We start from the raw sequence: 12,068 nt of genomic DNA, 5'->3' as shown, positions 1-12,068 counted from the left end.
GCTGCGCCTCCCGGACGAGGTTGCGAATGGGAGAGCGCACGGGCTCGCCCGCCTGTCCCGGCCGCTCAGGGAGGCGTTGGCCGGGCGGACGCGAGGATGCGTCGCAGTGCGTCCACCTCTGGTTTGGGAAGCGGGAGGAGGGGCGCGCGTAGGGGCCCCACCTCCGTCCCGAGCAACTCCAGGCCCGCGGACACCGTGCGAGGCAGCCCTCCCTTCACGATGAACTGGAGGAGTGGGAGCTGCTGCTGGAACACCTTGCGTGCCTCCACGAGGTTGGCCTTCTCCACCACCTGCCGATACAGCTCCAAGGTGAGCTCGGGGATGAGGTGAGCCGCGGCGGTGCACCAGCCCCGGGCTCCCGCCGCGAAGGCCGCGAGGGCGAGCGGGTTGGAGCCGTTGAAGAAGGCCACCTCCTCACCCGCCACCTGTCGCAGACGATGCATCCTCCCGACGTCTCCCGTGCTCTCCTTCACCATGGTGACGTTGGGAATCTCCAGTAGCCGAGCGAGGAACTCCGGTGTCATGTCCAGTCCTCCGGTGGCCGGGTTGTTGTAGGCCATGATGGGGAGGGAGATGGCTCGGGCCACCGTGTCGAAGTGCCGGAAGATCTCCTCCTCGGTGAGCTTCCAGTAGCTCATGGGGATGATCATCACGGCATCGGCTCCCACGCGCTCGGCGAAGCGGGCGTGGTGGAGGGTGCGCTCGGTGGTGAGGCTCGAGACGCCGACCATCACTGGGACGCGGCCTCCCACGGCTTTCACGGTCGCCTCGGCGACGGCCTCGCGCTCCTCATCGTCCAGGTAGGGCAGGCAGCCCGTGCTCCCGAGCGGGGCGATGGCATGGACGCCCGAGTCCACCATGCGCCCGGTGAGCGTCTGGAGCTTGTCGAGGTCCACCTTCCCGTCGGTGCGGAAGGGCGTGAGGGTGTAGCCGATGATGCCGCGCAGCGGAACGTGGCGATTCATGTCAGGCCTCCTCTCCGTCCTCGCGGACTGGCTTCTGGCCCTTCTCCGGGACCTCCTCGCGCAGGGCAATGCCTCCCATGTTCTGGAGCATGGGCGCGTTCTCGCAGGCCAGGTAGCGCGCGCGCTGCGTGGGGTGGGTGTTGACGTGGTTGTGCCAGGCCCACACCGGGATGTAGAGGGCGTCTCCCTGCTTCCAGGGGATGCGCTTGCCTTGGATGTCCGAGTACCCCTCGCCCTCGAGCACGTAGAGGACGGTCTCGTATGTGTGGCGGTGTCTGTTGGACGACTGGCCCGGTTCCAGCCAGCCGATCGTCATGCTGATGGCGTGCGAGGGCAGGTCCACGAAGAAGACAGGGTGCTTGCGCTCCTTCGAGTAGCCCTCGTTCTGGCCGGCGCTCTCCACGGCGGGGTGGAAGAGCTTGTCTGGAATCACCACGCGTGGGCGCGGTGGCGTCTTGTCGAAATCAGCGGAGTGGTACTTCGTGCTCTGGGTGCTCACGGTCTGGCTCATGGATGGGCCTCCTTGTGTGCGGCAGAAGGTAGAGACCTACCGGCACCCTCGAAAGAGCCGGTTTGGCGAAGTAGACTAGGCCGGTGCTGCGTACCTGGAAGCTCACCCTGGAGGTCGATCCGTCCTCTCCCGTGCCACTCTTCGTCCAGCTCGCACGCGCGGTCATCCGCGACATCGAGCGGGGACGGTTGTCCCCAGGGGATGCGCTCCCTGGGACGCGGGCACTGGCTGCCTCCTTGGGGATTCATCGCAACACGGTGGACGCCGCCTATCGCGAGCTCGTTCAACAAGGCTGGGCGTGCGCCGAGCCTTCCCGCGGCACCTTCATTTCCCAGGCACTTCCCGTGGCGACACCGAAGGGGTTCGGTGGCTCGCTCCGGCAGCGGATGCCCGCGCGGCCGGGCTTCTCCCTTCCACGGGAGGAGCTGTCCGCCGAGTGGGTGTCACCCGTGCCCAAAGGAGTGCTGGTGTTCAACGATGGAGCCCCCGACGTGCGTCTGGCGCCAGCGGTGGCCTTGTCGCGTGCCTTCCGGCGGGTCCTCACGGGCCGTGCCCGAACGGCGCTGGGCGTAGGAGATGCGCGCGGAGAGCCCGGACTGCGCGAGGCGCTCGCGGGGATGCTCAGCCGCACACGGGGCCTCGCCGCCGGAGCGGATGACGTGCTCGTCACGCGCGGAAGCCAGATGGCGCTCTTCCTCGTGGCGCGAGCGCTCCTCCGCCCGGGAGATGTCGTGGCCGTGGAGGCGCTCGGGTATCGGCCGGCCTGGGACGCGCTGCGGTTGGCGGGCGCCCGGCTCGTGGGGCTCCCGGTGGATGCCCAGGGCATGCGGGTGGACGCGCTCCAGGCGCTGATGGCGAAGCGGCCGGTGCGTGCTGTCTATGTGACGCCCCATCACCAGTACCCCACCACCGTCACCCTCACCGCCGCTCGGCGGATGGAGTTGCTGCGCCTGGCCACCGAGGCCCGCATGGCGGTGGTGGAGGACGACTATGATCACGAGTTCCACTACGAGGGCAGGCCCGTCCTTCCCCTGGCGAGCTCGGACCGCGCCGGGTGTGTCGTCTACGTGGGTTCACTCTCCAAGCTGATCGCTCCTGGGTTGAGGCTTGGTTACGTGGTGGCTCCCGCGCCGCTGGTGCGTGCGCTGTCGGCCCTGCGGACGGTGGTGGACCGGCAAGGGGATGCGCCGCTGGAGCGGGCCCTGGTGGAGTTGTTGGAGGAGGGGGAGTTGCAGCGGCATGCCCGCAGGGCCCGCCGGGAGTACCACGCCCGGCGGGATGTGCTGGCGGAGTCGCTGCACGAGGAGCTGGGAGGCTCCGTGGACTTCGAGGTGCCTGCAGGGGGGCTGGCACTCTGGGCCCGAGTGGACGAGGCGCTCGACGTGAGCGCCTGGGCGGAGCGTGCGGCCTCGCACGGCGTGCACGTCACCCCGGGTCATGCCTTCGCGCTCGAGGGGCGCGGCCCGGCGGCCTTCCGGTTGGGGTTCGCCTCGCTGACGCCCCAGGAGCTGCGCGAGGGCGTGCGGCGCCTGGCCCTCGCCCGTTCGCGGCGGCGCTGAGCACATGATGACCTCTTCAAACCATGACTCTTGCCCCCGTTCGTATAGTCAGTGGATGCACGTGCCTTCGGGGACCTCCGGCTCAATGACTTTCACGGCGCCATCTACTGAAGGGGTCTACGAGTTCCACTACCTTGGGGCCGGTGCGTGTACTGCGTGCATGAGCATGGCGGCCACCTCGCAGTAGGTGAGTTCCCTCTTCTCATGCTAGTACGCACGGATCTTCCATCCCCAGGAGAGGGAACGTGGCCAAGGTCCTGATTGTGATGTGCAGCAAGGATGACGATGACGGCGAGATGGCGCAGATGGCCAATTCGATAGAGAAGTTCTTGAAGAACAAGGGCGACACGGTCACGCTCGTCGATCTCGCCAACCTGCCCGCACAGGCGGACAAGCTGAACAGCTACGTGTCCCATACGCAGCTCATCTTCACGGGGCATTCCCGCTTCTTCGAGCATGCCACGATGTGGGGCGCGAAGAATTATGTCTGCAGGCCGCTCGCGCAGCGCCGTGTGGGTGGCTACACGGCTGACGAAATCTCCATCGTGGTCGCGAACATGGTCAAGTACGCGAAGATCACGGACTTCATGTTCTGCTGCTGTGAGGTTGCCAGCAACATCGATACCCACGAACGCGAGGATGGTGGCTCCCGGCGGGAAGCTGCGGACCTTCCTTCCAACTTCTTCATCGAGAGGTACTTGAAAGGTCTCAATGGGGAGCGGCGGGTGAGCCTCCTCGCATGGATCGGCGTTCTCGTGCGTAAGCGGCTCAATACCATTCCCTGGCGCGGCAAATTGACCCTCAGTGGGCTCAACGGGGTAGGGTACATCGTCGAGGACAACCCGGAGTTCCTGACCTTCAGCCAGGAATACCTCAGCAAGTTCCGGACCATTCTCAACCGTCAGGGGAAATCCAAGACACTGAAGAAGGACGACACGTTCCTGAGCGATTACGTCCTGGACGCCAGCAAGAAGAAATCCACCCACGTCCTCTCCTTCAATATCAGCGTCTCCTGAATGGCTTGCGCCGTCGCTCGAAACAGCTCCAGGCGCGCAACTGCGGCCATTCTCCACTGAGCCGCAGGTCGTCATCAACGGCACCTCGGGCGCCGACACCGCCAACAGGCCTCCCATTCGCTCTCTGCTTTGGTGTAGGCGGCGTACCGGAAGTCCTATCGGGGAACACTTGCCGGGCGGGGGATGTCAGTGAGTAGCTGTATCCACGCCGGACGAGCGCTCATCCCCAGGCAGGGGAGCGGGCCTCGAGGCCGTGGTGGTGTGGGTTTGACTTCTGGAGACCGCGACATGCGAAATGGATGGAGGAGACGAAGACTGGGATTGACCGTGGGACTGGTGGCAGCCGGGGTTTCGGGGTTGTTGCCCCAGCCGGGCCAGGCGCAGGCCGTGCCCCCCGGTGTCATCTTCCTGCTGGACAACAACGAGTCCATGCAGGACTACCCGCAGTACCTGCCCGAGGCCTTCACGCCCGGTTACTACCCCGCGCCCCTCAACCCCGGGCCCGGGGACCTCGGAGGAGAGGGCTCGGCCGGACTCGCCGTCAACACGGGCTGCTCGGATCCGGCGCTGGTCGCCGCGATGAGCTGGTTCGACAAGGAACTACACCGACTACAACTGGCCCACCGGCCTGGGGGTGGGCAACAAGAACTTCATGGATGACGTGGCCTTCTTCCTGGACGCGCTCGGTTCGCCTCCTCAGCCCGTGTCCTCCGCTCCGTAGCGCCGCCCCGACAGGATGAACCGAGGCCAGGGGAGGGCGCTGCGGCCCTGTCCTGGCCTTCGTCGTTTCCGGCAATGCTCCTACAGAGAAATACGCACGAGGCCCGCGCGTGTACCAGCAGGACTCCGCCCCACGCGCCCTATACTCCCACCCGGAACGCAAGAACCCGAAGCTCGGGAACCGGAGGAAGCGCATCATGTTGGCGGAGTCGCTCAAGGGGAAATCGGTCATCGTTACTGGCGCCAGCAAGGGCATTGGCAAGGGGATCGCCCGGGTCTTCGCACGGCACGGCGCCAAGGTGCTGGTGGTCGCGCGAGATTTACAGGCGGCTGAGACGACGGCGCGGGAACTCGCCGCGGCCGGTGCCACCGCCAGCGGCTTTTCCGCCGACGTGACCCGGCTCGAGGACATGGAGAAGATGGCCCAGACGGCGGCCGAGCGTCATGGCGGAATCGACGTGCTGTGCGCCAATGCCGGCATCTTTCCGCAGGTGAAGATGGAGGACATGTCACCTGAAACCTGGGACGAGGTGATGGCGACCAACCTCAAGGGCACATTCCTCTCGGTGAAGGCCTGCATCCCCTATCTGAAGAAATCCGGCCAGGGACGCATCGTCATCACCTCTTCGATCACGGGCCCGGTGACCGGCTTTCCCGGCTGGACCCATTATGGTGCCACCAAGGCCGGGCAGCTGGGCTTCATGCGCACCGCCTCCATGGAGCTCGCGAAATACCGCATCACGGTCAATGCCGTATTGCCTGGCAACATCGTGACCGAGGGCCTCGAGGCGCTGGGCCCGGACTACATGAAGGGCATGGCGGCGGCGGTGCCGCTCGGCACACTGGGCCAGGTCGAGGATATCGGCCATGCCGCCCTGTTCTTCGCCAGCCGCGAGGCCGGCTACATCACCGGCCAGACGCTCATCGTGGATGGCGGTCAGGTCCTCCCCGAATCGCCGGACGCTTTGAATCAGATGTAAGACCTCGCCAGGGGCGAGCACGAGCGCGACACGCCTACTCATTCCGACGCCCGGGGGCCGAGACCGGAACGTCCAGGTTAGAAACAGGAAGACCGTGATGCAGCGGATGCACAGCAGTTGGGGGGCAGTGCTTTTCGGCGTTCTGGTGGGCTGCACGACTCCCGAAGTGGAGATGGAGCGTGCGCTGAGACCTGCGCCGGATGAGGTGCCACTGACGCAGCGGGAGGGCTGGCCCGGGGCGGTCCAGGTCCGGCCTGTCGGAGAGGCCTTCAGTGGAGACGTCCTGCAACTGGAGGCGGACCCGAAGGGCCGCATCTGGCTGCTTCGGAGCGAGAAGGCAAACGGCTCCTCCAGCCAGGACGCCGTCACGACGCTCGAGGTGTACGAGGCGGATGGCAGGAGAGCGCTCGTCCTGGCACGCGAAGAGGGGGTACTCCCCTGGAGATTCGCGCTGCATCCCAGCGGCGAGGTGACACTCTTCGAGTTCGTGAAGGCCACCGATGCGCGCACCATTCGCCTCCGGCTGCGCCGTCTCTCCCCCGAAGGAGCCGTCACGCGGGAGCGCCTCTTCGAAGACGAGGGCCGCCCGGAGGAGCGGCTCTACTACGACCTCGACCAGCGGGAGATCCTCTCCATCTCGACGGACACGGACCCGCGAGATGTGTGGCCCACTCCCAAGCACGCACGCCTGCGCGCGGTCGTTCTCGGTGAGGAGGCCGTCTTCATGGCGATGAGCCATGGGGTGAAGCTGTACCGGTTGGATGCCGAGCTCCAGACGCGCTGGAGCTCCCAGGTCATGCCCGCCAACTACTGGAATGGGCTCCTCCACTCGGACCAGGAGCAGCTCGCACAGGACGAGCAGGGGAACATCCTCGTGGCCTGGAGCATGCTCGCGAGCCAGGCGCAGGCCTACCGTCTCCACTTCGGGCGCGCGCTGCACTGGAGCGGGGGCCTCCGTGACATCGTCGTCCTGCGCTTCGGGCAGGACGGGCAGTTCCAGCTCGCGCAGACCTTCGGGCGGGAGGGGGACGAGGTGGAGCTCGCGGGCCTCGCCGCCCACCGGGGGGAGGTGGTCCTGGGCGCGATGGAGAACATCCTGAAGTCCGACCGCCCCAATGACACCACCGAGTGGGATCTCGTGCTGATGCGCGGACGCATGGAGGACGGTGCGCTCTCGCTTCACCGGACGCTCGACATCTCTCGGGAGGATTGGCTCCACGACTTCCGCATCGATGCCCATGGCCATTGCTACTTCGCGGGCACCACGGACTTCGTCCAGGCGGACACGAACAGCTGGATCGAGCCCGGCAAGGGCCTGCTGCTGAAGACGGATGAGAACGGGGATCAGCTCGGCCTCCTGACGCTGACGGGGCCCCGGCACGTCGAAGTCACCCACCTGGCGTTCCGCCCCGATGGGACGATTCAGTTCGGCGGCACGAGTGATGGCCCTCTCACCCACACGCCGCTCGACGAGTGGTTCAACGAGACGGTGCTGGGGGTGTTTTCTCCCTGAATGAAATTCACCCCAAAGACCATCCGCCGTCTTTGCTTTGTGGCTCGTGGTGACCTGCGTGAGTCATTGCCCCGAGGGCCTGGAGGTGGTGGGCAATCCGCAGCGGCTGGAGGGGCAATGGTGAGCAATTGCTCCCTCTTTCAGGGGATATCTTCTTGAGCTCGGGGGGTTTTCTTCCCGCTGGAGACGGAACACGCCTCCCTCCTCCCCCCTCTCTTCGTGGAGCTCAAAGACTCACATGGCCATTCGCTCTCTTCCCCCTCGCCCGCCTCCGCAGCCTCCTCCCCCGCCGAAGAAGGAGGTCAATCCATCGAACACCGGGCAGAAGCAAGCCGAAGGCGCCAAGAATCCCGAGTCCACGGCGCTCGCCGATGGGATCAAGAAGACGGCGGAGACGGCAACGACCGCGACGCTTCCCACCCAGCAGACTCAACTCCAGAAGGACCTGCTCAAGGACACCTTTTCGGTCGAGGGCACGGCGAAGCGCGGCGCGGTGAGCCTTGCGGCGACGCCCAACGGCACCCCCGAGGTGGACGTGCTCCCCAAGGTCGGGTCCCTCGTGGACATCGGCACGGCCAACGCGACTACCCAGGTCAACGCCGCGAGCAACACTCCTGCCACCCAGACGATGTCCGGTGAGGAGCGCGCCGTGGAGGACGTGAACGTCCAGACGGTGGCGGAGGATCGCACCAACGTCGCGGAGACGCAGAGTGCGTTGAAGAACGAGACCAGCAAGCAGGCCAGCGATCTCATCAATGGCACGGCGCAGCTGCAGGACGGCGCCTCGGTCACCAAGATCAGCGACAACGAAGCGGAGCTGGTGCGCAAGGATGCGCAGGGCAACATCCTCGAGCGCACCCGGGCCACCCGCGGGGCCGACGGCGCGGTGAGCCTCGAGTCCCAGGGCTACAAGGACGGGGTCAACACCCGCACCCGGACCGAGGTCCTCGCGGATGGCGGCACGCGCGTGCGCAACGCGCAGTGGGCGAGCCAGCAGAGCGAGATGGACACCCAGCCGTCCCTCGATGACATCGAGACGTCACGCGACACGAAGTATGCCCTCACCGACAACCGCGTGGGCGAGAAGGATGCGAACGGCAACTGGGTGGCCGCGGGGCAGGGCCAGCTCACCGTCGAGGAGTACGCGCAGGCCAATGGCGTGGTGAAGGGCAGCGAGACGACCTACGCCTCGCAGCAGGGCCTGGACTACATCGACAGCCATCTGCAGGGGGCCTTCAAGGGCGACCAAGCCGTGGACCGGGCCACGACGCGCACCTACTCCATCGAGGCGCCCAAGGACGGCCAGCAGGCGACCCCCCAGTACCAGAAGATCGAGCGCTTCTCCCAGGGCGACACCCAGGCCACGTCCATCGTGGACAAGGAGATGCACAACGAGAGCAGCACCAACACCCCCGTCTACGTGGAGCCTGGCTTCACCCCAGAGGGGACGTACGCCGAGTACGACAAGGCGATCGGCAACCAGCTGCACAACCGCGCGGACCTCGCCGCCTTGCGCCAGGCGCACAAGGACAGCGGCTGGGAGCAGCAGTTCGACGGCGACAACAACGTCGGCGAGAACAAGCAGCCGCCCAAGCGCTGGCTGGTGGAGATGAAGAAGGACGAGAACACCTACGCCTCGCAGACCTTCGTCGAAGGTGCGCCCAACGCCTCGATCAGCACCCTGCGCCACCGCGAGGGCAACACGGTGACGGAGACGTACGGCGGGAAGGCCTTCTCGCCCGACGGCAAGGACCTGGTCGACGTGAGCGGCCAGTCCACCAGCAAGTACGGCACCGATGGCAAGCTCGACCAGCTGGACGTCACCCGCGTGGACCGGGACGGCTCGCGCCAGGAGCACCACTACAACCGCACCGCCGAGGCCACGGCGGACGGCACCAGGTACACGGAGTCCACCAACAGCAAGTACTGGGACAAGGACAACAACCAGACCACCTCGAAGCTGGATCACGTCTCCCTGCAGACCGCGCAGGGGACGAAGGACCTCAGCATCCATAGCGAGGTGGCCGGCGCAGCGGGCACCGCCATCCACGATGTGAACGAGAACGGCGACCGGCTCACCTTCAAGAACGCTCAAGGCGAGACGCGTGACATCACCGACCCCTCTCAGTTCCAGAGCGAGGAGGAGGAGACGCTGGCGTCGACGGCCGCGGCGACCTCGAAGGCCGTGGCCGAGAGCGGCATGGTCGTTTCGGGGCTGGCCGACAAGTACGCCAATGCGCAGGCCGCGCTGGGGAACAATCTCAACAACACCCTCGATGCCGCCAAGGGTGCCACCAAGATGTTCGAGGGGCTCGTGGGCGCCGCGGGCATCGCGGGCGCGGGCATCTCGCTGAACCAGGCCATCAAGGACAAGGACAAGGCCGCCCAGGCGCTGGCGGGCACCCAGCTCGTGGGCTCGACCATGGAGATGACCGCTGCGGGGAGCGCGGCGGTGAAGTCGCTGAACGGGTTGAAGGCGTTCGAGCAGCTCGGCGCCGCCGGCGCCGTGGTGGGTGGGCTCGCCGGAATCTGGGAGGGTGCCACCAACATCACCAAGGGCAACGAGATGGGCCTCACGGGCCAGGTCGCCAAGGGTGGTGTGGACATCGTGGCGGGCGCCGGAGCCATCGGCGCAGCCCTCCTGGGTGCGCCTGTCCTCGGCGCGGCCATCGGCGTCGGGGGCTTCGTCATCAAGAGCATCATCGATCTGGCTACCGACGATCAGCACCAGATCGGCGAGCTGAAGATCGATGACGAGGGCTTCACTCCCTCGCAGGCGCCTACGCCCGAGCAGGTGGCTCAGCAGCAGGCGGAGCAGCAGCAGGCGGAGGAGGAAGCCTGGCTCAACGCCTTCGCCAATACGAACAACTGAGGCTCAGACGAAGAGCTGATGGGTGACCTGGAGTCGCAGGAGCTGCCTGGCCAGCTCCTGCACATCCTTCAGGTCGGGATCTCCCAGCTTCTTGCGGACGCCTCGCTTCTTGTCCGAGGTCGCCAGGTACAGCAGTTGGCGCACGAGCTTGTTGGTGAGCCGGGGATTGAGCCGGCGCATGTGAGCGACGAGCGTGCCGAGCTCCGCCACGCTCAGTCCGGCCACCATGACAAATTCGGCATCACCCTCATCCGGAGAGAGCGCCACCCCCAGCAGCAGCGGGTGCATCAGGATGGAGCGGGTGAAGTCCAGCTCCTGGGGGATATTCAGCCGCTGGAGCTCGGCCAGCATGGGGCCGGTGTCGTGCCCGGGCACCACTGGCTGCACTCCCATGGACTCGTAGCGCTGGAGCACCTCGTCGTACCTCTGCCAGGCCTCGATTCCCAGCTTGCTGGCCTGGAAGTCCATGAAGGCCTGGTGGACCTCTCCCATCAGCTCGCGCGCCATCGTCGCGTCGCTCGTGGATTGAGGAAGGCCCAGGATGTTGAGCAGGGTCACCCGGCGCGCGGGAATGGTGCTCGGCTCCTTCCACAGTATGTGGGTGAACGCGCTCTCCGCGAGCGTCGTGCTCAGGCTGACGACCCCGAGCCGGCCTGGGTTCTTCGCGAAGTGGGTCAGTCGCTCGTGAGTGTCCTTCATCTCGTTCAGGAGCCGCTCCATCACCACACCCCGCAGCTTTGCGCGGCCTTCCGTGGCCGGACGCTCCGAGGGCGTACTCTCGCGCTCCGTCGTCTTCCGCTGCTGGGTGAGCTCCGGCGCAACGGGGGCCGGTGCCTGCTGGGCGGGACGCTCCTGGCCGTAAGGCGGGGCGTGAGCGCCTCCCCCTTGGAGGCGCTCGAACCCGGGGCGGCCCTGCTGCTCATGCTTGTCCTGCAGGCCAGCGAAGCGACCCGCGGCCAGCCCTTCCTGGCCTTGCGTGCCGCCGGTGGGCGCGCCCTTGGCCCCAGCCTTCCCCGCAGCGCCACCTGTCTGCGGGGAGGACTTTCCGGATTCCGCCTTGGCGGGCTCCTTCTTGGGGGATTGTTGCTGAGGGCCTCGAACCGTGGGTCCCGGTGTGGTGCCCGGTCGTGGAAACGCCGCTGGGGGGGGCTGCGGCTTGGTGGACCGGACGCTCATGACGGAAGGCCCTCTGCACAGCGATGCGCTGCGCGAGTCAGGTGGTGGCGGGCGCGAGACTACTCGGCCTGCGAGCACGTATTCAAATCCACCTCGCTGAACACTCCCTTGCGGTACATATAGGCTTCGGTGAAGTCGTGGTAACGGCTTACGATCCGGGTGATATACAATTCGAGTCCCGCGGACGGCGTCCCCGCGACACCCAGGGCCACGGCTTCGAACGCGAAGTCACCCGTTTGTGGATTGTTCACCACGGACACCAGCCCATAAGTGAAGTGACAACCCCCCACGAAGTTGGGCCCTGACACGCTCACTCGCGAGCCATCCGGGCACGCCGCGGGCATGTATCCCGCTGCGATCAAATCCGTCAGATTGACCGCGTAGGCATTGTTCTGCGCCAGGATGGACTGCTGCTCCTTGACCAGGGATTGCAACTCACGAATGCCTTCGCATTCGAGGCTCCCGATGTTGGCCGATGGGGCCGCCGCCAGCGCGGGGAGCGCCAACGAGAAAGACAACCCGGCGACCACAGAAAACGGGCGCAGTGCACTACGTAGCATGGAGTTCCTGCTTTTCTTCTCTCAAGTGTATAATTTGTCCCCGCGAGGCCGTCCTCCCCTATTTGGGGGAGGAATCAGGGCAGGTGGAACGTCCACATCGACGACCTGACGGCGCTCTACGCACTCGTTTTGAAGTTTGAGGAGTTGGAAAACATGCGAATGAGATACCTCCTGCTCCTGTTACCTTTGCTTTCGA

At 66.1% G+C, this 12,068-nt stretch carries 10 protein-coding genes; 6 read left to right on the top strand and 4 right to left on the bottom strand.

The features are described 5' to 3' along the window. Positions 1-65 precede the first annotated feature (65 nt). Together OV287_RS32830 and OV287_RS32825 are read right to left on the bottom strand one after the other, a co-directional pair. On the bottom strand, positions 66-965 hold the full coding sequence (locus OV287_RS32830) for a dihydrodipicolinate synthase family protein (protein WP_267537986.1): 900 nt from the start codon (positions 963-965) through the stop codon (positions 66-68). 1 nt (position 966) lies between these two features. Further along, positions 967-1,476, bottom strand: a complete 510-nt coding sequence (locus OV287_RS32825; protein WP_267537985.1) for a cupin domain-containing protein — start codon at positions 1,474-1,476, stop codon at positions 967-969. 83 nt (positions 1,477-1,559) lie between these two features. Between OV287_RS32825 and pdxR the strand changes: the two genes are divergently transcribed. The 6 genes from pdxR to OV287_RS32795 all read left to right on the top strand — a co-directional run bounded on the left by pdxR (position 1,560) and on the right by OV287_RS32795 (position 10,136). Then, positions 1,560-3,035 carry a MocR-like pyridoxine biosynthesis transcription factor PdxR gene (gene pdxR, locus OV287_RS32820; protein WP_267537984.1) on the top strand — a complete coding sequence of 492 codons (1,476 nt, stop codon included), beginning with the start codon at positions 1,560-1,562 and terminating at the stop codon, positions 3,033-3,035. A 245-nt stretch (positions 3,036-3,280) separates the two neighbouring features. After that, positions 3,281-4,051 carry a hypothetical protein gene (locus OV287_RS32815; RefSeq protein ID WP_267537983.1) on the top strand — a complete coding sequence of 257 codons (771 nt, stop codon included), beginning with the start codon at positions 3,281-3,283 and terminating at the stop codon, positions 4,049-4,051. 288 nt (positions 4,052-4,339) lie between these two features. Continuing rightward, positions 4,340-4,711, top strand: a complete 372-nt coding sequence (locus OV287_RS32810) for a hypothetical protein (protein ID WP_267537982.1) — start codon at positions 4,340-4,342, stop codon at positions 4,709-4,711. 257 nt (positions 4,712-4,968) lie between these two features. Continuing rightward, entirely contained in the window at positions 4,969-5,751 is a 783-nt protein-coding gene (gene fabG, locus OV287_RS32805) for a 3-oxoacyl-ACP reductase FabG (protein ID WP_267537981.1), read from the top strand. A 97-nt stretch (positions 5,752-5,848) separates the two neighbouring features. Beyond that, a complete protein-coding gene (locus tag OV287_RS32800; protein WP_267537980.1) occupies positions 5,849-7,264 on the top strand; it encodes a hypothetical protein in 1,416 nt (471 codons plus the stop codon). 238 nt (positions 7,265-7,502) lie between these two features. Further along, positions 7,503-10,136, top strand: a complete 2,634-nt coding sequence (locus tag OV287_RS32795; protein ID WP_267537979.1) for a hypothetical protein — start codon at positions 7,503-7,505, stop codon at positions 10,134-10,136. 3 nt (positions 10,137-10,139) lie between these two features. Here OV287_RS32795 and OV287_RS32790 read toward each other — a convergent pair whose 3' ends face one another. Beyond that, the gene (locus tag OV287_RS32790) at positions 10,140-11,312 is read right to left on the bottom strand and encodes a hypothetical protein (RefSeq protein ID WP_267537978.1); all 1,173 of its coding nucleotides are present in this window, start codon (positions 11,310-11,312) and stop codon (positions 10,140-10,142) included. Between the two features lie 59 nt (positions 11,313-11,371). Next, entirely contained in the window at positions 11,372-11,872 is a 501-nt protein-coding gene (locus OV287_RS32785; protein ID WP_267537977.1) for a hypothetical protein, read from the bottom strand. Positions 11,873-12,068 lie beyond the last annotated feature (196 nt).

Origin of the sequence: Archangium lansingense, assembly GCF_026626635.1 — a bacterium.
Lineage (GTDB): Bacteria > Myxococcota > Myxococcia > Myxococcales > Myxococcaceae > Archangium > Archangium lansingense.
This window is presented reverse-complemented; position numbering and strand designations above follow the sequence as displayed.